Source organism: Microbacterium capsulatum (assembly GCF_030865425.1).
GTDB classification, from domain to species: Bacteria; Actinomycetota; Actinomycetes; order Actinomycetales; family Microbacteriaceae; genus Microbacterium; species Microbacterium capsulatum.
Genome location: NZ_JAVFCB010000004.1, coordinates 220,276 through 241,643, shown reverse-complemented (window position 1 = coordinate 241,643; position 21,368 = coordinate 220,276). Strand labels below are relative to the sequence as shown.

25 protein-coding genes and 1 riboswitch are annotated in these 21,368 nt (G+C 70.5%); of the genes, 11 read left to right on the top strand and 14 right to left on the bottom strand.

The genetic code is table 11. From position 1 onward, the window contains the following. Positions 1-21 precede the first annotated feature (21 nt). The gene (gcvH, locus tag RBR11_RS08650) at positions 22-399 is read right to left on the bottom strand and encodes a glycine cleavage system protein GcvH (RefSeq protein ID WP_308488922.1); all 378 of its coding nucleotides are present in this window, start codon (positions 397-399) and stop codon (positions 22-24) included. Beyond that, on the bottom strand, positions 396-1,502 hold the full coding sequence (gene gcvT, locus RBR11_RS08645; RefSeq protein WP_308488921.1) for a glycine cleavage system aminomethyltransferase GcvT: 1,107 nt from the start codon (positions 1,500-1,502) through the stop codon (positions 396-398). Before gcvT ends, gcvH begins: the two co-directional genes overlap by 4 nt. Positions 1,503-1,752: 250 nt before the next feature. Next, positions 1,753-1,846, bottom strand: a riboswitch (glycine riboswitch). 117 nt (positions 1,847-1,963) lie between these two features. On the opposite strand from gcvT, the gene RBR11_RS08640 reads away from it, so the two are divergent. The 7 genes from RBR11_RS08640 (at position 1,964) to RBR11_RS08610 (ending at position 9,507) form a co-directional block, all read left to right on the top strand. After that, on the top strand, positions 1,964-2,668 hold the full coding sequence (locus RBR11_RS08640; protein WP_308488920.1) for an NUDIX hydrolase: 705 nt from the start codon (positions 1,964-1,966) through the stop codon (positions 2,666-2,668). Beyond that, positions 2,665-3,984 (top strand): quinolinate synthase NadA, encoded by a 1,320-nt coding sequence (gene nadA / locus RBR11_RS08635; protein WP_308488919.1) that lies wholly within the window; start codon positions 2,665-2,667, stop codon positions 3,982-3,984. The genes RBR11_RS08640 and nadA overlap by 4 nt, the downstream gene beginning before the upstream one ends. Beyond that, complete coding sequence (gene nadB, locus RBR11_RS08630) at positions 3,984-5,693, top strand: L-aspartate oxidase (protein ID WP_308488918.1); 1,710 nt, start codon at positions 3,984-3,986, stop codon at positions 5,691-5,693. The genes nadA and nadB overlap by 1 nt, the downstream gene beginning before the upstream one ends. Then, complete coding sequence (gene nadC, locus RBR11_RS08625; RefSeq protein ID WP_308488917.1) at positions 5,693-6,544, top strand: carboxylating nicotinate-nucleotide diphosphorylase; 852 nt, start codon at positions 5,693-5,695, stop codon at positions 6,542-6,544. Before nadB ends, nadC begins: the two co-directional genes overlap by 1 nt. Positions 6,545-6,551: 7 nt before the next feature. Next, a complete protein-coding gene (locus RBR11_RS08620) occupies positions 6,552-7,691 on the top strand; it encodes a cysteine desulfurase family protein (protein ID WP_308488916.1) in 1,140 nt (379 codons plus the stop codon). Between the two features lie 102 nt (positions 7,692-7,793). Continuing rightward, positions 7,794-8,735, top strand: coding sequence for a glycosyltransferase family 2 protein (locus RBR11_RS08615; RefSeq protein ID WP_308488915.1), 942 nt, complete (start codon positions 7,794-7,796; stop codon positions 8,733-8,735). Between the two features lie 4 nt (positions 8,736-8,739). After that, complete coding sequence (locus tag RBR11_RS08610; RefSeq protein WP_308488914.1) at positions 8,740-9,507, top strand: SDR family NAD(P)-dependent oxidoreductase; 768 nt, start codon at positions 8,740-8,742, stop codon at positions 9,505-9,507. Between the two features lie 73 nt (positions 9,508-9,580). Here the strand turns inward: RBR11_RS08610 and RBR11_RS08605 are convergent, their stop codons facing one another. Beyond that, complete coding sequence (locus tag RBR11_RS08605; RefSeq protein ID WP_308489097.1) at positions 9,581-11,470, bottom strand: ABC transporter ATP-binding protein; 1,890 nt, start codon at positions 11,468-11,470, stop codon at positions 9,581-9,583. 226 nt (positions 11,471-11,696) lie between these two features. On the opposite strand from RBR11_RS08605, the gene RBR11_RS08600 reads away from it, so the two are divergent. Next, positions 11,697-13,208: an MDR family MFS transporter gene (locus RBR11_RS08600; protein WP_308488913.1), complete on the top strand. Its 1,512-nt coding sequence runs from the start codon at positions 11,697-11,699 to the stop codon at positions 13,206-13,208. Positions 13,209-13,256: 48 nt separating this feature from the next. Here the strand turns inward: RBR11_RS08600 and RBR11_RS08595 are convergent, their stop codons facing one another. After that, the gene (locus tag RBR11_RS08595) at positions 13,257-13,421 is read right to left on the bottom strand and encodes a hypothetical protein (protein ID WP_308488912.1); all 165 of its coding nucleotides are present in this window, start codon (positions 13,419-13,421) and stop codon (positions 13,257-13,259) included. Positions 13,422-13,723: 302 nt separating this feature from the next. Between RBR11_RS08595 and RBR11_RS08590 the strand changes: the two genes are divergently transcribed. Beyond that, on the top strand, positions 13,724-14,023 hold the full coding sequence (locus RBR11_RS08590) for a Fe-S cluster assembly protein HesB (protein WP_308488911.1): 300 nt from the start codon (positions 13,724-13,726) through the stop codon (positions 14,021-14,023). 97 nt (positions 14,024-14,120) lie between these two features. Here the strand turns inward: RBR11_RS08590 and RBR11_RS08585 are convergent, their stop codons facing one another. The 7 genes from RBR11_RS08585 to RBR11_RS08555 all read right to left on the bottom strand — a co-directional run bounded on the left by RBR11_RS08585 (position 14,121) and on the right by RBR11_RS08555 (position 18,555). Beyond that, a complete protein-coding gene (locus RBR11_RS08585; protein ID WP_308488910.1) occupies positions 14,121-14,774 on the bottom strand; it encodes a DUF1345 domain-containing protein in 654 nt (217 codons plus the stop codon). Positions 14,775-14,794: 20 nt separating this feature from the next. Beyond that, the gene (locus RBR11_RS08580) at positions 14,795-15,064 is read right to left on the bottom strand and encodes a DUF4190 domain-containing protein (RefSeq protein WP_308488909.1); all 270 of its coding nucleotides are present in this window, start codon (positions 15,062-15,064) and stop codon (positions 14,795-14,797) included. A 55-nt stretch (positions 15,065-15,119) separates the two neighbouring features. Continuing rightward, complete coding sequence (locus RBR11_RS08575; RefSeq protein ID WP_308488908.1) at positions 15,120-15,950, bottom strand: DNA-formamidopyrimidine glycosylase family protein; 831 nt, start codon at positions 15,948-15,950, stop codon at positions 15,120-15,122. A gap of 59 nt (positions 15,951-16,009) precedes the next feature. Then, positions 16,010-16,426 carry a hydroxyisourate hydrolase gene (gene uraH, locus RBR11_RS08570; RefSeq protein ID WP_308489096.1) on the bottom strand — a complete coding sequence of 139 codons (417 nt, stop codon included), beginning with the start codon at positions 16,424-16,426 and terminating at the stop codon, positions 16,010-16,012. A gap of 803 nt (positions 16,427-17,229) precedes the next feature. Continuing rightward, positions 17,230-17,814, bottom strand: coding sequence for an alpha/beta fold hydrolase (locus RBR11_RS08565; RefSeq protein ID WP_308488907.1), 585 nt, complete (start codon positions 17,812-17,814; stop codon positions 17,230-17,232). Positions 17,815-17,931: 117 nt separating this feature from the next. Further along, entirely contained in the window at positions 17,932-18,102 is a 171-nt protein-coding gene (locus RBR11_RS08560) for a hypothetical protein (RefSeq protein WP_308488906.1), read from the bottom strand. A 90-nt stretch (positions 18,103-18,192) separates the two neighbouring features. After that, the gene (locus RBR11_RS08555) at positions 18,193-18,555 is read right to left on the bottom strand and encodes a VOC family protein (protein WP_308488905.1); all 363 of its coding nucleotides are present in this window, start codon (positions 18,553-18,555) and stop codon (positions 18,193-18,195) included. A 154-nt stretch (positions 18,556-18,709) separates the two neighbouring features. Between RBR11_RS08555 and RBR11_RS08550 the strand changes: the two genes are divergently transcribed. Beyond that, positions 18,710-19,126 carry an MmcQ/YjbR family DNA-binding protein gene (locus tag RBR11_RS08550; RefSeq protein WP_308488904.1) on the top strand — a complete coding sequence of 139 codons (417 nt, stop codon included), beginning with the start codon at positions 18,710-18,712 and terminating at the stop codon, positions 19,124-19,126. 118 nt (positions 19,127-19,244) lie between these two features. Here the strand turns inward: RBR11_RS08550 and RBR11_RS08545 are convergent, their stop codons facing one another. The 3 genes from RBR11_RS08545 to RBR11_RS08535 form a co-directional block, all read right to left on the bottom strand. Further along, positions 19,245-19,781 (bottom strand): barstar family protein, encoded by a 537-nt coding sequence (locus RBR11_RS08545; RefSeq protein WP_308488903.1) that lies wholly within the window; start codon positions 19,779-19,781, stop codon positions 19,245-19,247. A 126-nt stretch (positions 19,782-19,907) separates the two neighbouring features. Next, positions 19,908-20,363 (bottom strand): DUF4262 domain-containing protein, encoded by a 456-nt coding sequence (locus RBR11_RS08540; protein WP_308488902.1) that lies wholly within the window; start codon positions 20,361-20,363, stop codon positions 19,908-19,910. A 78-nt stretch (positions 20,364-20,441) separates the two neighbouring features. Next, complete coding sequence (locus RBR11_RS08535) at positions 20,442-20,573, bottom strand: hypothetical protein (protein WP_308488901.1); 132 nt, start codon at positions 20,571-20,573, stop codon at positions 20,442-20,444. 98 nt (positions 20,574-20,671) lie between these two features. Between RBR11_RS08535 and RBR11_RS08530 the strand changes: the two genes are divergently transcribed. Further along, positions 20,672-21,352, top strand: coding sequence for a hypothetical protein (locus RBR11_RS08530; protein ID WP_308488900.1), 681 nt, complete (start codon positions 20,672-20,674; stop codon positions 21,350-21,352). The last annotated feature ends 16 nt before the right edge of the window (positions 21,353-21,368 follow it).

Below are 21,368 nucleotides of genomic sequence, written 5' to 3'. Positions count from 1 at the left end.
GGTCGAGGAACGCGGTCACTCTCAGCCCTCCGTGATCGCGACGTAACCGTCGCGGTCGAGGAGGCCGTCGGCGGCGCCCTCGGCGATCGAGATCTTGATCAGCCAGCCGCCCTCGAAGGGGGCGGAGTTGACCAGGGAGGGGTCGTCCACGACGGCGTCGTTGACCTCGACGACCGTGCCGTCGACCGGGGCGTAGAGCTCGCCGACGGACTTCGTCGACTCGATCTCGCCGACCACGGAGTTCGCCGAGATGACGGCGCCCACCGCGGGGAGCTCGACGAAGACGACGTCACCGAGCTTCTCGGCGGCGTAGTCGGTGATCCCGACCGTGGCGGTGTCGCCGTCGACGGCGACCCACTCGTGCTCTTCGCTGTAGCGCAGGGTGTTCAGATCGGTCATTTCTTCCTCCGGTAGAAAGGCAGGGCGGTGATCGTAGCGGGGATCTTGGTTCCGCGGACGTCGAGGAACAGCGGGACGGAGCCGTCTGCGACGGCGGGGTCGACGAACGCCATGGCCACGGGGTGGCCGAGCGTCGGGCTGAGCGCACCGCTGGTGATCTCGCCGACGGCGGCGCCGTCCTCGGTCACGACGGCGTACTCGGCGCGGCCGGCGCGACGGCCCTCGGCGACCAGTCCGACGAGCACGCGCGCGCCCTCGGCGGGCTCCACGCCCTCCTTGCCGACGAAGCGCTCCTTGTCGGCGACGACGACCCGGCCGAGGCCCGCCTGAGCAGGCTTGGTGTCGCGGCTGAGCTCGTGGCCGTACAGGGGCATGCCCGCCTCGAGGCGCAGTGTGTCGCGCGCGGCGAGGCCGGCCGGGACGAGGCCCTGGTCGGCGCCCGCGGCGAGGACCGCGTCCCAGAGCGCGGTGGCGTCGGCGGCGGAGACGAGCAGCTCGAAGCCGTCCTCGCCGGTGTAGCCCGTGCGGGCGAGCAGCAGCGGCTTGCCGGCGTAGCTGGCGCTCGCCCAGGCGTAATACTTCTGCTCGGACCACGGGATCGAGACCGCGTCGATGCCGGGGGTGCCGGTGAGGATCGCCTCGGCATTCGGGCCCTGCACGGCGATCAGCGCGTAGTCGTCGGACACGTCGGCGACGGTCACGTCGATGCCGGCGGTGCGGGCGGTCAGCGCCTCGCGCACGGCGTCGCGGTTGCCGGCGTTGGAGATGATCAGGAAGTCGTCGTCGCCGAGGCGGTAGACGATGACGTCGTCGATGATGCCGCCGTCCTCGGCGAGCAGCAGCGAGTACTTCGCCTTGCCCACGGCGAGCGCGGAGAGCCGGCCGGCGAGCGCGTAGTCGAGGTAGTCGGCGGCGCCAGCTCCGACGATCGTGAACTCGGCCATGTGCGAGATGTCGAAGATGCCCGCGGACTGGCGGACGGCGTGGTGCTCGGCCAGGTCGGACGTGTAGCGGACGGGCATCTGCCATCCGCCGAAGTCCGTGAAGGAGGCTCCGAGCGCCTCGTGGCGCTCTCGGAGCGGGGTGTACCGGGGGTCGGTCATGGGTTCTCCCGTGCGATCGGCGAGGATCCGTGCGGCGCGCGGATCCGAGAACTCCCCCTCTGTCATGGGCCTGAGAGCTTCACCCGGATCCGCGTCGCGGAGGGGGCTTTCACCGTCGGCGGATTCTGAGCGAAGAAGAGGTGGAGGCCCGCGAGGGTCAGGTCACCAGGGTTTCGACTCGGTCGCGCTTCGCGCGTCCTCGCTCCACCCGATTTTCTTGCTTCGCTCGAAAATCGCTTTCCAGAGCGGCCGGTTCTGCGCGGTGCGGTTACCTGAGAGATTGGCGGGGAGGCTTGCTCCTTCGGTGCCCGGCTGCGATCACCGGACTCTCCCGCGCGGACCATGTGGCCACGTGTTCACTTTTCCTCGGTCATCCTACCGTGCGCGGGGCCGTGGATCGTCATGGGATTTCCCTTCTGGTCAGGGTGACTATAAGATCGGTTCCGGAGGTTAGAGTCACCATGACCAGAAGCGGGCAGCCAGAGGAAGGGATCCGGGTCGCCGTGTCGACCGCGATCCTGACGCTCCGTCGCGACGGCGCCCAGGCGCCGCGGATCGCGCTGCCGCTCGTGCGGCGCACCCGCGACCCGCACGCCGGCGCCTGGGCGCTGCCCGGCGGCTGGCTCGACACCCGGGAGGGCCTGGCCACGGCCGCCGCGCGCACGCTCGCCGAGACCACGGGGCTCGCGCCCAGCTACCTCGAGCAGCTGTACGCCTTCGGCGCTGTGGACCGTTCCCCCAGCCGGGTCGTGTCGGTCGTGTACTGGGCGCTGCTGCGCGAGGAGGACGCGCTCGGGGCCGCCGCGCAGGAGAACGTGCACTGGTTCGACGCCACGGATCTGCCCGAGCTCGCCTTCGACCACGCGCGCATCATCGAATACGCGCTCTGGCGCCTGCGCAACAAGGTCGGATACAGCCGCGTCGCACAGGGCTTCCTCCCGCCCGAGTTCACGCTCGCCGACCTCCGCGAGGCGTACGAGACGATCCTCGGCCGCAAGCTCGACCCGGCGAACTTCCGCCGCCAGGTCGACGCGACCCGGACCCTCATCCCGACCAACGCGTTCCGCACCGGGAACCACCGCCCGGCACGGCTCTACCGCGATGCCACCGACGTCGAGCTCGCCGACCGCGGCCCGCTCTCCCCCGAAGAGACGAGAACCTCATGAGCACCACCCCGCTGCACGCTCCGGTCGATCCCTCCGTCGACCACGCGCTGCGCCTCATCGTCACCGGCGCCTCCACCGAGTCCACCTGCACGACCGACCTCGCCGCCGGCCCGTGGAACTTCGACACGATCCCCGGCTATGGCCCGGGGTCGTCCATGGGCGACGTCATCCCGACCGGATCCCCTCGGCAGGGCGAGCTGCCCGCCGCGTACCGCGAGGCCGAGGAGGCGGAGCTGCACGACCGGATCCGCGCCGCCAAGCAGACCCTCGGCGACCGCGTCGTCATCCTCGGCCACTTCTACCAGCGCGAAGAGGTCGTGCAGCACGCGGACTACGTCGGCGACTCGTTCCAGCTCGCGACGGCCGCCAAGGAGCACCCCGACGCCAAGGCGATCGTGTTCTGCGGCGTGCACTTCATGGCGGAGACCGCCGACCTGCTCTCCGGGCCGGATCAGGCCGTGATCCTGCCGAACCTCGCCGCGGGCTGCTCGATGGCCGACATGGCCGACATCGACCAGGTCGAGGAGTGCTGGGAGCAGCTCGCCGAGGTGTACGGACCGATGGACGTCGCCGACGACGAGGGTCTCGTGCCGGTGATCCCCGTCACCTACATGAACTCCTCGGCCGCGATCAAGGGGTTCGTGGGGCGGCACGGCGGCATCGTCTGCACCTCGTCGAATGCGCGCACGGTGCTCGAGTGGGCGTTCGCCCGCGGCCGCCGTGTGCTGTTCTTCCCGGACCAGCACCTGGGCCGCAACACCGCGAAGGCGATGGGCGTGCCGCTGGAGCAGATGCCGATGTGGAACCCGCGGCGCCCGCTGGGCGGATCCTCCACCGCCGACCTGCAGGACGCGCGCGTCATCCTCTGGCACGGCTTCTGCTCGGTGCACCGCCGGTTCACGGTCGCGCAGATCGACCAGGCCCGCGCCGAGCACCCCGGCGTGCGGGTGATCGTGCACCCGGAGTGCCCGATGGAGGTCGTGGACGCCGCCGACGAGGCCGGATCCACCGACTACATCCGCAAGGCGATCGCCGCGGCGACCGAGCCCACGACCTTCGCCGTCGGCACCGAGATCAACCTCGTGCGACGCCTCGCCGCGCAGTACCCGCAGCACGAGATCTTCTGCCTGGACCCGGTGGTCTGCCCGTGCTCCACCATGTACCGGATCCACCCGGGCTACCTCGCCTGGGTGCTCGAGGAGCTGGTCGCCGGTCGCACGCCGAACCGGATCACGGTGACCGCCGACGTCGCCGATCCCGCCCGGGTCGCCCTGGAGCGCATGCTCGCGGCGAAGCCCCCGGTGACGGTGCCCTGATGGACGCCCGCGGCGGGGCGCGCGTCCTCGTGATCGGGGGCGGGATCGCGGGGCTCACCGCGGCCCTGCACGCGCACGAGGCGGGGCACCGGGTCGAGCTCGTCGTCAAGGACGCGCTCGGCGACGGAGCCACCGGGCTCGCCCAGGGCGGCATCGCCGGAGTCTACGGTGCGGGCGACTCCCCCGCCGCGCACGCCGAGGACACCCTCGCGGCCGGCGCCGGGCTGTCGGATCCCTCCGCGGTCGACGTCCTCGTCGGCGACACCCCGTCCCGGATCGCGGAGCTGGTCGCACGCGGCGTGCCCTTCGATCGCGACCCCGAGGGGCGGCTGCTGCGCGGGCTCGAGGCCGCGCACTCCGCGGCCCGGATCGCGCACGCCGGCGGCGATGCGACGGGTGCGGCGATCTCGCGGGCCCTGTCCGTCGCGGTGCGGGACGCCGGGATCCCGGTCCGCGCGCACACCGCGCTCGTCGACCTCCTGGTCGAGGCGGGGGCCGTGCGCGGCGCACGGCTGCTCGCCGCAGGGCGGATCGAGGACGTGCGCGCCGATGCGGTGATCCTCGCGACCGGCGGGGCCGGGCAACTGTTCCGATACACGACGGCTCCCGCGGTGTGCACGGGCGACGGGATCGCCGCTGCGCTGCGGGCCGGGGCCGCGGTCGCCGATCTGGAGTTCGTGCAGTTCCATCCGACGATCCTGGCCGCGCCCGGACCCTCCTTCCTCATCTCCGAGGCCGTCCGCGGAGAGGACGCGACCCTCATCGACGATGACGGCCGGCGCTTCGCGTTCGACGTGCACCGCGACGGCGAGCTCGCCCCGCGGGACGTCGTCGCGCGGGCCATCGTCCGCCGCGCGCAGGAGCAGGGCGGGCCGGTCCGGCTGGACGCCACCGCGCTCGACGCCGACTTCCTCGCGCGGCGCTTCCCCACGATCGACCGGGTCACCCGCGAGCGCGGCTTCGACTGGGCGCGCGAGCCGATCCCGGTGACACCTGCCGCGCACTATCTCATGGGCGGCGTCGTGACGGATTCCGACGGGCGCACCACGCTGCCGGGCCTGTTCGCGGTCGGTGAGGTCGCCCGCACCGGCGTGCACGGCGCGAACCGCCTCGCCTCGAACTCGCTGCTCGAGGGCGCCGTGTTCGGCGCCAGGGCCGCGGCCGCGATCGGGACGGCGCCGTGCCGGACGTTGAGCGAGGACGCCGCAGGCGACCGGGACGAAACGCGGCCCGCCCACTTCCGGACGTTCAGCGAGGACGCCGCAGGCGACCGAGACGAAACGCGGTTGCTCGCGGCGGACGGCGTTTCGTCTCGCTTCGCTCGCTCAACGACCCCGAGTGAAACGTCCCGCTTCGCTCGCTCAACGACCCCAAGTGAAACGTCCCGCTTCGCTCGCTCAACGACCCCGAGTGAAACGTCCCGCTTCGCTCGCTCAACGACCCCGATCCTGGATCCGTTCTCCCGCCCCGCGCTGCAGGTGCTCATGTGGGACCGCGTCGGGCCGCTCCGCACCGCCGAGGGCCTCACGGAAGCCCTCGCGACCGTCCGCGCCTGGCGGACTTCCCCGCCGGCGGGGAACGATCCCGCCGCGCTCGAGGACCGCAACCTGCTCGAGGTCGCGGAGGCCATGGTCCGCGCCACCCTCGCCCGCCCGGTGTCGGTCGGCGCGCACCAGCTGGAACCCTCCCCCGCCCTGATCGGAGTCTGATGCTCACCCCCGCCCTCATCACCCGCGTCGTCGGCGCCGCCCTCGAGGAGGACGCGCCCTGGGGCGATCTGACCAGTACCGCGCTGCTGCCCGCCGACGCGACGGCGACCGCCGATCTCGTCGCCCGCGAGCCGGGGGTGCTCGCCGGCGGTGACGTGTTCGCCGCGGCGTTCGCGCTGACGGATCCGTCGACGTCCGTCGACCTGCATTTCGCCGACGGCGACGCCTTCGCGGCCGGCGACGTGCTGGCGACGGCGACCGGATCCGCGCGCAGCCTGCTCACCGCGGAGCGCGTCGCGCTGAACTTCGCGCAGCGGCTGAGCGGGATCGCCACGCTGACCGCCGCCTACGTCGCGGCCGTCGACGGCACCGGCGTCCGCATCGCCGACACCCGCAAGACGACCCCGGGTCTGCGCGCCTTCGAGCGGCACGCGGTCACGGCGGGCGGCGGCCGCAACCACCGCTTCTCGCTGTCCGATGCGGTCATGGCGAAGGACAATCACCTCGCCGTGCTCAGCCGGGGCGGGAAGGATCTCGCGTCCGCGCTGCGCGAGGCCATCGCGACGCTGCCGCACACGACCCACGTCGTGGTCGAGGTGGACCGCCTCGACCAGATCCCCGCCGTCCTCGCCGGCGGCGCGCACACGGTGCTGCTCGACAACTTCACCCTCGACGACCTGCGCGCGGGCGTCGCCCTGATCGACGGCGCCGCGACCGCCGAGGCCTCCGGCGGCGTGAACCTCGACACCGTCCGCGGCATCGCCGAGACCGGCGTCGACGTCATCTCGGTGGGCGCGCTCACGCACTCCGCGCGCGCCCTCGACCTCGGCCTGGACGTGCGGATCGACTGAGACCGTCATGCTCTACCTCGACCACGCCGCCACCTCCCCGATCCGCCCCGAGGTGCTCGAGGCGATGGCACCGTTCCTCACCCGCGCGTTCGGCAACCCGTCCAGCCATCACACGATCGGCGAGGCCGCGGCCGAGGCGCTCGAGGGCGCCCGCTCCCGGGTGGCCCACGTGCTCGGGATGCGCACGGGCGACGTGGTGTTCACGGCGGGCGGCACCGAGGCGAACAACCTCGCTGTGAAGGGCATCGTGCTGGCAGCGCTCGGTCAGGGCCGGCGGCACGTCATCACGACCCCGATCGAGCACGAGTCGATCCTGGAGTCGGTCGCGTACCTCGGCCGGTTCCACGGCGTCGAGACGACGTTCCTCCCCGTCGACGGGACGGGACGGGTGGACCCCGCCGACGTCGCGACCGCGATCCGGCCCGACACCGCACTCGTCGCGATCGGGCACGCGAACAACGAGATCGGCACCATCCAGGACGTCGCGGCGATCGTCGCGGCGGCCGGATCCGCAGGACCCGTCCCGGTGCACGTGGATGCGGTCCAGTCCGCCGGCTGGCTGCCGCTCGCGGGCCTCGGCGCCGATGCGATCGCGATCGCCGGGCACAAGCTCGGCGCGCCCAAGGGCATCGGCGCGCTGGCGGTGCGCGGACGCGTGCCGCTCGAGCCGCTCGTCCACGGCGGCGGCCAGGAGCGCGGCCGGCGCTCGGGCACCGAGAACGTCGCCGGTGCCGTCGCCCTCGCCACGGCGCTCGAACTGGCCGAGGCCGAGCGGGAGGCGACCGCCCCGCGCGTCGGCGCGGAATCCGCCCGGTTCATCGCGGGCGTGCTCGCGGCGGTGCCGTCGGCCCGGCTCACCGGCGATCCCGTGCACCGGCTCCCCGGGACCGTGAGCTTCACGTTCGCCGATGTGTCTGGCGAGGCGGTGCTGCTCGAGCTGGAGCGCCGCGGGGTCGTGTCGTCGAGCGGTTCGGCGTGCGCGGCGGGCAGCGACGACCCCTCGCACGTGCTGCTCGCGTGCGGGATCGCCCCCGCGGTCGCGCAGACGTCGGTGCGGTTCACGCTCGGCCGGGAGGGCCTGCCCGGCGACGGTCCGGAGCGGCTGGCCGCGCTCGTCGCGGAGTCCGTGGCGGCCGTCGCGGGCTGACTCCGACCGAAGACGACGTTCCGTCTCGCTCCTCGCTGGCGCTCGGTGCTCGGTGCTCGCTCAACGACCCCGTCGAAGGACCCGTCCTCATAGACTGGCCGGGTGAGTGCCCCGATCGTGACCATGATCGTTCCCGGTCGCGACATCGCGGCGTTCGTCCCGCACGCGCTCGACTCCCTGCGCGCGCAGACGATGCCCGCCTGGCGCGCGATCCTCGTCGACGACGGATCCGTCGACGCCACTGGAGAGATCTTCGACGCCGCGGCAGCCGCGGATCCGCGTTTCACGGTCGTCCGCCACGAGCCCTCCCGCGGCCTCGGCGCCGCCCGCAACACGGCCCTGGAACTCGTCGACACCCCGTACCTCGGCTTCCTGGACGGCGACGACGAGCTCGGTCCCGGCGCCCTGGAGCGGATGACCGGCACGCTCGCCGAGACCGGGAGCGATTTCGTCGCCGCGGCCTACGTCCGCTCCCGCTGGAACGGGCACCGCTACGCCCCCGGCAGGGTGCAGCCGTGGGTCGCCGCGGCGACCGATCCGGAGCGCCTCGGCACGACGGTCTTCGAGCACCCGGCGGCCGTCTCGAACATCGTGGCCTGGTCGAAGGTCAGCCGCACCGACTTCTGGCACGATCTGCGCTTCCCCGAGGGCGTCGCCTACGAGGACCAGGTCGTCGCGCAGCGGATGTACACGACCGCGCGGGCGTTCGACGTGATCCCCGACGCCGTGGTGCAGTGGCGGCTGCGCGCTGACGGATCCTCGATCACGCAGGGCAAGGACCGCCTGCCGGTGCTGCGCGACTACCTCGAGGCGCTGCGAGGCGGGATCCGCGTGCTGCACGCGGCCGGGGCGTCCGACGCCGTCGTGGCGCGCCTCGACCTCATCCTCGCGATGGATCTCGCGCCGCTGGAGCGCATCGCCGCGAGCCACAGGAACCCCGCCTACCGCGAGGCACTGGACGCCTTCCTCGACGAGCTGCGCGCCCTGCCCGAGTTCGCCCGGGCCACGCCGGATCCGACCCTCGCCGCGGCTCTGGCATGGTGAGAGGATGACCGACCGCCTGTCCTCGATGTTCTCCCTCGCCGGCCTCACCGCGATCGTCACCGGCGGATCCAGCGGCATCGGCCGCGGGATCGCGACCGGGCTCGCGCACGCCGGCGCCTCGGTCGTGATCGTCGCCCGCGGGCAGGACCGGATCGACGAGACGATCGCGGCCCTGGACGGCTGTGCGGTCGCGGGCGTCATCGGCGACCTCGGCTCCCGGGACGGCATCCGCGCCGCCGCCGAGGCCGCGGCCCGGCCCTTCGGCGAGCCGGACATCGTCGTGAACTCCGCGGGCATCAACATCCGCCCGCCGTTCGACGAGATCACGATCGACGACTGGGACGCCACGATGACCGTCAACCTGGAGGCGCCGTTCCTGCTCGGCCAGCGCTTCGGGCCCGGCATGGCCGAACGCGGCTACGGCCGGATGATCCACGTCAGCTCGCAGCAGGCGCACCGCGCGTTCGTCACGAGCGGGATCTACGGCGTCTCGAAGGGCGGGCTGGAGTCCCTCATGCGTTCACAGGCCGAGGCGTGGTCGTCGCGCGGCGTCACGAGCAACACCCTCGTGCCCGGCTTCGTGCTGACCCCGCTGAACGCGCGACTGCAGGAGGACCCGGCGCGGATCGCCGAGCTCGCGGCCCGTACGATGGTCGGCCGCAACGGCCTGCCCGAGGACTTCGCCGGCCCCGCGGTGTTCCTCGCCGGCCGCTCCTCGGGCTACGTCACCGGCCAGTCGATCTTCGTCGACGGCGGGCTCTCGGTGCACTGAACGCGGTGCAATACCGGTCGTTGAGCGAGGACGGCGAAGCCGACCGAGACGACACGCGCCGGATCCCGGGACGCTACGCCGACGCCAGGTCGTCCCCGATCTTCGCCGCGGCGACCTGCTGCGCCGCGAGATCCGCGTAGAGGCCGCCGAGCGCGAGCAGCTCGGCGTGCGTACCGGACTCGATGATCCGCCCCTCCTCCACGACGTGGATGACGTCCGCGCCGATCACGGTCGACAGCCGGTGCGCGATCGTGAGCGTGGTGCGCCCCTTCGCCGCCTCGTCCAACGCCTCCTGCACGACCCGCTCCGAGACGGTGTCGAGCGCGGACGTCGCCTCGTCCAGGAGCAGGACGGGCGGATCCTTCAGCAGCACCCGCGCGATCGCGATCCGCTGCTTCTCGCCGCCGGAGAGGCGGTAGCCGCGCTCCCCCACCACCGTGTCGTAGCCGTCCTCGAAGCTCATGATCACGTGGTGGATGTTCGCCGCCGTGCACGCGGCGACGAGCTCGTCGTCGGTCGCGTCCGGCTTGGCGTAGACCAGGTTCTCCCGGATCGAGGCGTGGAACAGGTACGTCTCCTGCGACACGATCCCGATCTCGTCGACGATCGACTCCTGGGTGAGCGCGCGCACGTCGGCGCCGTCGAAGAGCACCGCCCCGCCCGTCGCCTCGTACAGCCGCGGCGCGAGATAGAGGATCGTCGTCTTGCCCGCGCCGGAGGGCCCGACGAACGCGACGTGCTGGCCCGGGTCGGCCGTGAACGAGATGCCTTGCAGGATGTCGCGGGACGAGGGCGCGGAGTCCGGGTAGCGGAACCGCACGTCGCGGAACTCCAGCCGGCCGCGCGGCCCGGGCGCCGCCGAGGCCGGCTGCGCATCCGGGGCGTCCTGGATGTGCGGGACGAGGTCGAGGTACTCGAAGATGCGGGCGAACAGCGCCTGCGACGTCTGCACGTCGAGCGCGACGCGCATGAGCCCCATGAGCGGCATCAGCAGCCGGGCCTGCACGGTGGTGAACGCGACGATCGCGCCGGCGGTGATGGATCCGGTCCCACCCGCGACCAGCACGCCGGCGACGAGGTAGATGATCGCCGGGATGCTCGACATCAGCACCATCACGACCGCGAAGAAGCCCTGGCCGCTCATCGCCGTGCGCACCTGCAGCCGGATCTGGGTGCGGTTCTGCGCCTGATACCGCGCCGACTCGGAGCGCTGCCGGTTGAACGACTTGGACAGCAGGATCCCGGACACGCTCAGCGTCTCCTGGGTGATCGCGGTCAGCTCGGAGAGCGACTCCTGCGTCTGCGCGGCAATCCGCGCCCGCACCTGGCCGACGCGGCGCTGCACGAGCACGAGGATCGGCATGACGCAGACCGCGATGATGGTCAGCCGCCAGTCCAGCACGATCATCGCGACGAGGGAGGCGATCACGGTGACGACATTGCCGAGAATGCTCGTCACGGTGCTCGTGAGCACCCCGGACACCCCGCCGACGTCGTTCTGCAGCCGGGATTGGATGACCCCGGTCTTGGTGCGGGTGAAGAAGCCGAGCTCCATCGACTGCAGGTGCTCGAACAGGCGCACGCGGAGGTCGCCGGTCACGCTGTTGCCCACGGTCGAGGTGAGCCAGGTCTGCACGACGCCGATCCCCGCGGAGAGCAGGTAGAGCGAGATCATCGCGATCACCAGGCTCACCAGCAGGCCCAGCTGGGGGCCGATCCCGCTCTTCGGGAAGAGCGCGTCGTCGAACACCTTCTGCACGAGCAGCGGCGGCACGACGCCGAGCGCGGCGGCGAGGATCACGAGCAGGCCGGTGAGCAGGATCCGGCCGCGATAGGGCCGGAACAGCGCGACGACGCGGCGGCCGAGGTTCTCGATCTTCGGCGCCTCGGCGTTCTGCCTGCGCAGCGACGCCTCGTCGACCGGGCGGAACCCGCCGCGCGGACCACCGCCCATCCGGGCCATCATGCTCATCCGCTCAACCCCTGCCCGTGCCACCCGGCACCTCGCAAGCGTACGTCCGCCCGCCGACGTCGAGGGGCCGCAGCGAGCCGAGTCCGCTCAAGGCGCAACGGCGATCGGACCCCGATCCGTTCCGGCGGGGAATGCGATGTCGGACCCTGTGGTTACGCTGAGAGATCCGAGCAGCACCCCCGCTCGTCACCCCCGAGATCCCCCGCCGGAGGAACGCATGTCCCACGCCGAACCCACCCCGACCACGGCGCCGTCGGCGACCCCCGGAACGGGAGCGCGCCCCGCCGGCCTGATCCCCCGTCACGACATGGCCGTGATCTGGGTGCTCCTCGCCGCCGCCTTCGTCGCGATCCTCAACGAGACGACGATGAACATGGCGATCCCGCACCTCATCGACGATCTGCACATCACTCCGCTCATGGCGCAGTGGGTCACCAGCGCGTTCATGCTGACCATGGCCGTCGTGATCCCGACCACGGGCTTCCTGCTGCGGCGCTTCACCACGCGGCAGATGTTCCTCGCCGCGCTCGCGCTCTTCTCCGGCGGCACGCTGATGGCCGCACTCGCGATCGGATTCCCGATGCTGCTGGGCGCCCGGATCGTGCAGGCCTCCGGCACCGCGATCATGATGCCCCTGCTCATGACGACCGTGATGAACCTCGTGCCGCCGGCCTCCCGCGGGCGGATGATGGGCCGCGTCAGCATCGTCATCTCGCTCGCCCCGGCGATCGGGCCGACGCTCGCGGGCGTCCTGCTCGACCACTTCACCTGGCGTGCCATCTTCGTGGTCGTGCTGCCGATCGCGCTCGTCGCGATGGCCATCGGCTGGCGCTGGCTGACGAACGTGGGCGAGCAGACGCACGCGCCGCTGGACGTGCTGTCGGTGGTGCTGTCGGCGTTCGGCTTCGGCGGGCTGGTGTTCGGCCTCAGCCAGATCGGCGCGCTGGCCGGCGGCTCCGGATCGGCCCTGCCGATGATGATCGCGCTGGGCGTCGGCGTCGTCGGGCTGGCGGTGTTCCTGTGGCGCCAGGTCCTGCTGCAGCGCAAGGACGACGCGCTGCTGGACCTGCGCGTCTTCGCCTCCCGCGACTTCTCGCTGTCGATGGTGCAGATGTTCCTGCTGTCCGTGGCGTTCTTCGGCGCGATCACCGTGCTGCCGCTGTTCCTGCAGAAGGGACTGTCCCTCGGCACGACCGAGGCGGGTCTCGTGGTGCTGCCGGGTGCGCTCGCGATGGGTCTGCTCGGACCGGTCATCGGGCGGATCTACGATGCCCGCGGCACCCGGATCCTGCTGATCCCCGGGTCGATCCTCGCGACGGCGATGCTGTGGCTGTACACGACGCTCAGCACCGCGACCCCGGTCTGGGTCGTGCTCATCGCGCAGACGCTGCTGTCGATGGGTCTCGCACTGTCGTTCACGCCGCTGTTCACGGCGTCGCTGGCCTCGCTGACGCCGAAGTTCTACTCCTACGGCAGCGCGGTGATCGGCACGGTCCAGCAGGTGGCGGGAGCTGCCGGCATCGCGGTCATGATCGCCGTGTTCACGGTTGTCGTGAACGCGAACGGCGGCACCGAGGTGCCGCACGCCGTGGCCGCCGGTTCGCGGATGACGTTCGTGATCGCTGCGGTGATCGCGACGATCACGATCATCGGCGCCTTCATCATCCGCAAGCCCGAGGACAACTCCGAGCACGCCGACGAGGAGGGCGCCGTCCCGGCGATGCACTGACTCCGAGGCGTCCCGCTGCGGATCCGCTCGGATCCGTCTGCGCGGGCGTCAGTCCTTCGCGCCGGGCAGGCGGCAGAAGCCGTCGACGCAGAGGCCCGCGTCGGCGCCGTCGAGCCCGGGCAGGACCGTCAGACCGAGCGGAGCCCCGGCCCGCGGAGCCGTGCGCTCGGCGTCGGCGGGGGTCTGCTGAGCGTTCTCGGCTGCGGTGGTCATCCCTCGATGCTACGCCCGTCCGCGAGCGCGAGCTCGGCCCAGGCATCCGCCCCTCCGCGGGGCGCATCAGCCGCGCCCTGCCGGCCCTCGCCGTGCCGCTGGACGAGAGGCCGGGGATGGATCCCGAAACGGCCGCCGCGCTGGTGCGGATCGCGCGCTGATCCGCCGACGCGCCCGGCCGCGCCGCCACGTGGGAAGGTCCTCCGAATACCCGCGATCAGGTTGAGACCCGGCGCGCGAGAAGGCATCGTTGCCCGGACATGTCGTGACCGCGACATGTCCGCTACCGGAAGGAGTGCCTCGTGCTCACCTTGACCGACAACGCCACTGCGCTGGTCACCACGCTCGTCCGTCGTCGCACCGACACGGAGGGAGCGGGGCTGCGCATCCACACCGCCGACGCGCCGGGACAGGCGGGGGAACCGCGCCTCGCCGCCGACGTCGTCGTCTCGCCGGAACCCGACGATCAGATCCTGGATCTGCCCGGCGCCCCCGTCTTCCTCGAGGGGGAGGCGGCGATCGTCCTCGACGACAAGGTCCTCGACGCGAACGTGGACGAGGAGGGCTCCGTGTCCTTCTCCCTGCTTCCGCAGACCGCCTGACCCGGTTCGCCCGGGTTCGCAGAGGGCGTCCGCCGCACGGCGGGCGCCCTCTGCGCGTCTGCAGGTCCGACGCGCGGAAGTCCGCGTCGGCCCGGAGTCAGCCCAGCCCGGTGACGAGGTTGATGATCGTGCCGAGGATCAGCGCCCCGAACACGTACGCGATCGTCGTCTGGGCGATGACGATGCGGCGGATCGCGTTGCGGGTCACGTTGGTGTCGGCCACCTGATAGGTCATGCCGAGGCCGACCGAGAAGTATGCGAAGTCGGTGTACTGCGGTTCTTCGTCCTGGTTGAAGATGATCCCGCCGACGCCGTCGTAGTAGATCCGCGCGTAGCGCAGCATGTAGTCGGCCTGGATGAGCCCCCACGACGCGGCGACGCTCAGCACCGCGATCCCGGCGAGCGCGAACTGCGTCCACCCCGTCGCATGCCGTGCCTGCAGCACCACGACGAGCACGGCCGCGATGCTCACGAAGCTCCCGGTCACGGCGATCAGCCGCGCCGTGCGACGACCCGGGTCCTCGGTCGTCGCGTGCAGGCGGGTCTGCACCGCGTCCATGTGCCAGGTGACGAGCAGGATCCACACCGTGCTGACGAGCGCGAGCATGCCCCAGGCGGCGAGGATCCCCGCCGCCACGCCGTAGAACCAGCCGGCGAGCAGTCCCACCAGGACGCCGACGACGATCGACACGAGCGCGCGCACCCGCCAACCGTGGTGCGCAGGCAGTCGGTTCCGGGAGAGGTCGCTCATCCCCGCATGCTAACGCCGGATCAGACCGGAAGATGTGCGCCGTCGAGGGCCTGCCCGAGCAGCGACAGCCAGAGCATGAAGAACAGCAGAGTGGACGCGCAGCCGAGTGCTCCGATGATCATCGCCCACCGCGCGAGGCCCGCACCGCTCTCCCCCGTCGCCCCTCCGCGGAGCTGGCGGATCGCGAGGATCCCGAGCACGAGGCCGGCAACGGGGATCACGAACACGCAGACGAAGCCGACGAGGGCCAGCGTGTTCGTCTTCGGTGGCAGCGGGACGGGAGCGGTCATGGACAACAGATACCAGACCGCGTGGCCTGGGCGGGGAGATCGGGGCGGAACCGGCTCACGCCCCGGAGGATGCTTCGTCGCCCTGGCACGCCGGGCAGAGCTGCGCCGACGCCCCGCCGAAGACGTGGTCGACGATCGTCGTCCCGCACACCGGGCAGGCTTCCCCACCGCGTCCGTGCACGGCCATCGCGGCGACCTTGGCCGCCTTGAGCTGGTCGAGCGGCAGACCCCGACGATCCGCGACCGCGCCGCGGAGGATCTCGGCGGTCGCCGTGTACAGCCGCTCACGGTCGTCGTCCGCAAGCACTGCGGCGTGCACGGTCGGCGAGAGCTTCGCGCGATGCAGGATCTCGTCCGAGTAGGCGTTGCCGATGCCGGCGAGCGAGGTCTGCTCCTGCAGCAGGGCCTTGATCTGCTTGCGCCGCCGTCCCAGTGCCGCGTCCAGATCCTCCCGGGAGAAGTCGGCCGAGATCGGATCCGGTCCGAGCGCGGCGATTCCCGGGACGTCGGCCGGCGCGTCCACGACCCACGCGGCCACGGCGAGGAAGTCCCCCGTCTCGACGATCTCCATCGCGTCGCCGTCATCGAGGGCGATCCGGGCCACGAGCGGCGCGGGAGTCTCGGCGAACGGACCGCCGCTCGGCTGCCAGCGGATCCACCCGTTGCGGCCGAAGCTCACAACGAGACAGCCCGCCCCGGTGTCGAAACCGACGTACTTCCCGTACCGGCGGACGGCGGTCATCCGGGCGCCGGTCAGGCCGGTGAGCGGCCGCCCCCGCGTCTTGACGATCCGGGGATCCACCCCGTCCACGCCCGCGATGACACGACCGCTCACCCGCTCATCGAGGAACTCGACGAGCGCCTGCACCTCCGGCGACTCCGGCATGCGCCCATCCTGGCACGCACCGCCGACATCCGCCCCGCGCGTGCCCTGCGCGGTCCGGCTCAGCTGCCGCGGTACGTGGAGTACGCGAACGGGCTCAGCAGCAGCGGCACGTGGTAGTGCTGCGTGTTGTCCGGCAGGGTGAACTCGATCGTGATCGATGGGTAGAACGTGTCGATCTTCTGCTTGGCGAAGTAGTCGCCGGTCTGGAACGTCAGCCGGTACACGCCGGGGTCGAGTGTCTTCGGGCCGAGGTCGTCGATCCGGCCGTCGGAGTTCGTGACGCCGTCGGCGACCTTCTGCCAGCCGTTGCCGTCGTCGTTGCCCTTCTTCGCCTCGAGTGTGACAGGGACACCTCCGGCGGGCTTGCCCTTGCCGGTGTCCAGGATGTGCGTGCTGATCTGGCTGCGATCGGCCGTCGCCGCGACGGCGGCCGCCGGTACCACCTTCGGAGCCGGCGCGGATGCCGCTCCCGCCATGCCGGAGCAGGCCGCCAGCGCCAGTGCCAGCGGGGCTGCGATGAGGGCGGCGGCGAGGGTTCTGCGTGCGTTTGTCATCGTATGGATCTCCTCTTCTCGTGCGTCGTCGCATCGTGAATGAGCGAGCCTACGGATTTCCTATGGAGAATCTGAACCCCGTGTAATATTTCGGAATGCCGGTTGGCGGAACGCCGCGCCGACATGGCGTCTAAGACGGATGCCGGGTTCCCCCGCGCACCCGTCGCCGCGTGAGCACCGATAGCCATCCCCACCATTTGTTCCCGTAGTAGACCACAGCCCCCACACCCCAGATGACGCAGGCGGACATGACAAAGGGTGCGATCGCCAGAACGAACTCGGTGTGAACGACGGCGTCATCCGGCGGACTTTCGTCAGGTCGGTATACGGCGCGGGCAGTGCCGTCTTCCGCCGGCCACCCATCGAGGTCGGTATTCCGCAATCGGACAGCACCGTCATCGCTTGTCCAATGTCCGACGCTGGAGCACCCACCTTTGCTGCGCGGACGGCAATATTCCTCGACGTAATCGCCCCAGATGTTCTGCCCGTCCGCAAGGGCGGTCCATCGGATCCACAGGACGACCATGAAGATGACGAAGACTGCCCAGAAGGCGATGAGCGCTCCGCGTCCTGCCTGGCCGATCCGACTCCAGATCGAGGCCCGCGATCTCGTCCGCGATCGCTTCGGAGGTACAGGATCCACGGCTACGCCATCCGTATCTGAATCAGGGCGCCCGCCGACCACACCGCGAGCGAGGGCACCGTGACCCCGAGGTCACTGATGGTCAGTCCCAGGCGAGGTAGTCCTCGATGGCGAAGGCGGTGTCGACCGGGTCGCTCACGGGGAACAGGTGACCGCCGCCCTCGATCGTCACGACGCTCGCCCGCTCGGACATCGCATCGCGCAGCTTCTCGCCGTTGGCGGCGGGCATGACCTCGTCCGCGGATCCCTGGATGATCAGGACCGGCACGGACGGAGCGATCGGCGCATCCACGTCCTCGACGCCGAGCAGCAGCACGCCCAGCGCGCGATCGGTGCGCTGCGCGGAGAGCGTGCGCGCGACCGTCCCGCCCACGCCGTGACCGCCGATCCAGGTCGCGCCGATGCCGACATGGTCCATGACGTCGCTGGCGTCCGCCGCCCACTCCTCGACGGAGACGTCCCCGGAGCCCCGGGAGCCGATGCGCAGCACGCGGATCCCCTCACCCGCGAGGATGTGGGCGACCGAGCCGAGCGCGCCGCCTTCGAGACCACGACCGGGGATGAGCACCAGCGCGGGACCGTCGCCCTCCGACATCTCGTCGACGTACGGGATCGCGCGCCCCTCCGGCTCGAAGACGCTGTTCTCGATCTCGGTGCTCTCGGTCACTGTTCGCGGGGTCCTCTCGAAGTCGTCGCCGTCGTGCCCGCGGAGACCCCTGGAGGGCTCGGAAACGCGGGCACCCGACCCCGATATCGTACCGAGTCGCACCTGAGCTCCCGCCGATCAGGAGGGGCGCCGGCCGTGGTCCTCGACGTCGGGTTCGGCTCGGAGCTCGTCCGCGATCTCCTCCTCGGGACGCGGCGCGATCGTCTCGTCCTCTTCGAGTTCGGGGATCGAGGGCTCCCCCGGCGCGGGAATGTGCGGAGGAGGTGACGGCACTTCGGCTGCGGGCATCGCGGTGGCTCCTCTCGTCGGCATCGTCAGCGTACGCCGGTGCCGGGATCCGGCGCCATCGTCCGGTGGATCCGACTCGGGAACCGGTCGCTACCGCGCCGATCCGCTGTCGGCGATGCGGACGTACTGACCGCTGGGGTCGAAGACGCGGAAATCCGTCGATCCCCAGGGCCGCTGCTGGAGCGGATCGGCGATCGGCCAGTCCGCTGCGACGACGCGGGCGTGCTCGCCACGGACGTCGTCGACGCGCAACACGATCTCGCTGCCGGCGGGAGGTCTGCGGGGGATCAGAGGGGCGTCTGCATGGCGGCTGCAGCCGACCCGCAGGCCGTCTCTCACCACGGTGACGTAGTCGGCGCTCGCGTCCTCGTCACGGCGGAACCCGAGCACGGCGACGTAGAAGTCCGCCACGACGTCGACATCAGGATGAAACACCTCGTAGCCGAACTCCATCGCGCTCCTCCCTTGCACCGCTACCGACTGCACAGGAACCGGGGCGACGAGACGTTAAGGCTTCGAGCGTATCCACATCGCTGAGAACGGGATGCCGCATACCGGCCGTGCCCGTGAACCGGCCGGCGTCGGAGGCGCCTCGTACCCTCGATGCATGGCGACCCTCGACGATCTGCGCGCCGTGGCCGCGCGGCTCCCTGGTAGTGAGGAACGTGCGACGACGGGCGGTGCGGCGTGGTTCGTACGAAACAAGCTGTACGCGTGGGAGTGCTACCCGTGGCCGAGCATCCCTGACCAGGTCCGTGCGATCGTCGCATCGGAACTCGTGGTCGGCGTGAAGATCGCCGACGCGGATGACGCGCTCGCCCTCCGCGAGATGGAGCCCAGCGTCTTCCTTCCAGCGACGACCCGCTGGGGCGAGCCCAAGATCGCGTTCCGCATGGCGGCGATCGACCCCGGGCACTTCGCCGAGCTCGTGACCGAAGCATGGCGGGTGCAGGCTCCAAACTACCTGCGCCGCGAGTTTGATGCATCGATGACGCGCAGAAGCAGCAGTTCTGGCAGCGCATGACAGCGCTCGTGGACGAGTTCGACACGGACAGGTCCGGCCCGTCGAAGCGTCACACGTTGAAGCGGAACTCCACCGGGTTACGTCTCCGAGCAACCTCCAAGGAGGCACGGCCGTTGCTTCAGAGCCCACGTTCGGTGTCGAGCCACTCGGCGTCATTCCACACCACGGGCATTGCACCCACCGGTTCGAAGGCCAACCGCGGATCGTTCGACTGCACAAGGCAAATGATCCGATGACCAATCAGCATCGCGGATCGAGCTCGGGTCGCGACGATATCGAGCATGATCTGCGCAGTTCGGCGATCTCGCTCGGCGAAGGCATCGAATGCCCTCAACGCAATCACCAGACCCGTGTCCGTGGCGGCATCCCAGCCGTAGCTTCCCGAAGCGACGTCGCTCATGCAGTCGTTCAGTGCATCAAGGTCCCGCCCGGAATAATCGGGGAAGCCGAACTGGGATGCGACATCCTCACACATCTCGGCATCCGAAGACCACGCACGAGCATCGAATTCGACCACCTGATACGCGCGCGATCGCAGGCCATCAAGGCTGTCGTCGAGCAAAGACGACTGCCAGAACATGGTGACGAAGCCATCCCGCACGAGACGAAAGTCCATTGGGTGCGTTGTCTCTGCATCGGCATCCCATATAGCCATGAAAGGACTCTAACGATTAGCGTGGGCGGGTCGTAACGTCACGTCTGGACAGCACGCCGCGGCCCAGCACAGAGCGTCGATCACACGTTGAAGCGGAACTCCACCGAGTTACGTCACCGATAAGCATCACAGAGCACGATCCGGCCTCGACGCTGGCCCCAGGAGCGGCTGGGCCGTCGGCGGATTGCGATAACCGATGTCCCAGGGGAAGTTGTCGTTAGAGTCCGGCCACACCATCTGAAGTGCTTCGAAGTCGCCAAGCATCCTTCCAGCCGCAGTAAGCCCACTGCGGTCCTCGACTCGGATGAACGCCACCGAACCCGACTCTGTGAGCGCCTCCGTACGATCACCGGCGCGGAAGGCTCCGCTCGAATCCTGCTCGTCGACCGCATTTCTGATGAAGACGTCAGCTACCTCAGCAGGCAGACCGGTTATCAGGAGTTCGTCCCAGCCTTTTGCCGTCAAACCCACGGTGTAGGAGAACGGTGCAGCGGACGAGTTTCCCAGCACGTGCCTGATCGCCCAGCCGTGGGCGTCGACCATCCGTCTCAGCTCTGCGAATGCGCGCTCACCCGGATCCATGCCCCAACCGTAGCGCCGTACGCCACGATCGCGAGCAAGCTGCCGCCGTTCACCTCCCGGGACGAGAGAGGACGGCCGCTAGAAGTCCGCCACGACGTCGACATCAGGATGGAACACCTCGTAGCCGAAGTCCATCGCCGCCTTCCCTTGCACCATTGCCTGCATCGTGGGCCTCGGAGCCGACGACTCGATGAAACAGAACTCCACCACGTCAGGACAGCATCGGGTCGTCGTTCAGCGCAAACGTGCCTGACCGGCCGACGCGATCTATCGCGGTGCTGCGGGCATTCATCTGCGAACATGGCGTCATGTCCCGCACAGCCGCGCTCGGCACGACCCTCGCCGTCCTCTCCATCGCCGCGGTAGCGCTGGCCGGGTGCTCCACCACGACAGCATCGCAGGCTGCCGACTCGACGCAGAAGCCTGCAAGTCAAGCGCCGGAACCGAGCCCAGCACCCACCTCAGCCGCGGCTGCCGCCGACGCCTGCACCAAGCCCGCCTCGATCAACCTCGCCCCCGCAGGCGCACGCGTCACCGGCGACCTCGTGGACCGAGGCGCGCGCGAGTTCGCTGTGGGCACCGTGGGCCGCGACAACAAGGGCCGCATCGTGTCCTACACCGTCGCGCCAAATGATGTGGCCGCCGTGGTCGGCGAGCGGCTCTGCATCGAGAACGGGCAGGCGCTGTCAGTGTTGAACCACACACGCACCATCCATCCCGGCCAGGTATTGCGGCTCAACCCCGACCCGCAGATTCGGTACATCCCGTATTACAACCCCTGGAACGCGCCTGCTGGGTTCAAGCAGATTCCGTATCAAGAGGCCATCGAGGCGATGGGCACAGCGGCCGACGAGGGCGACCTGGAAACCATGCGCCGCATCTGGACCCGCACGCTCTCCGGCATGTTCACCGACCCTGCCGACATCCAGGCGATCCAACAAGCGCTTGACGCTGGTGACCTCGGCGTGCTGAGCCAGATGTTCTCCTGACGCCGGCGGACCGCTA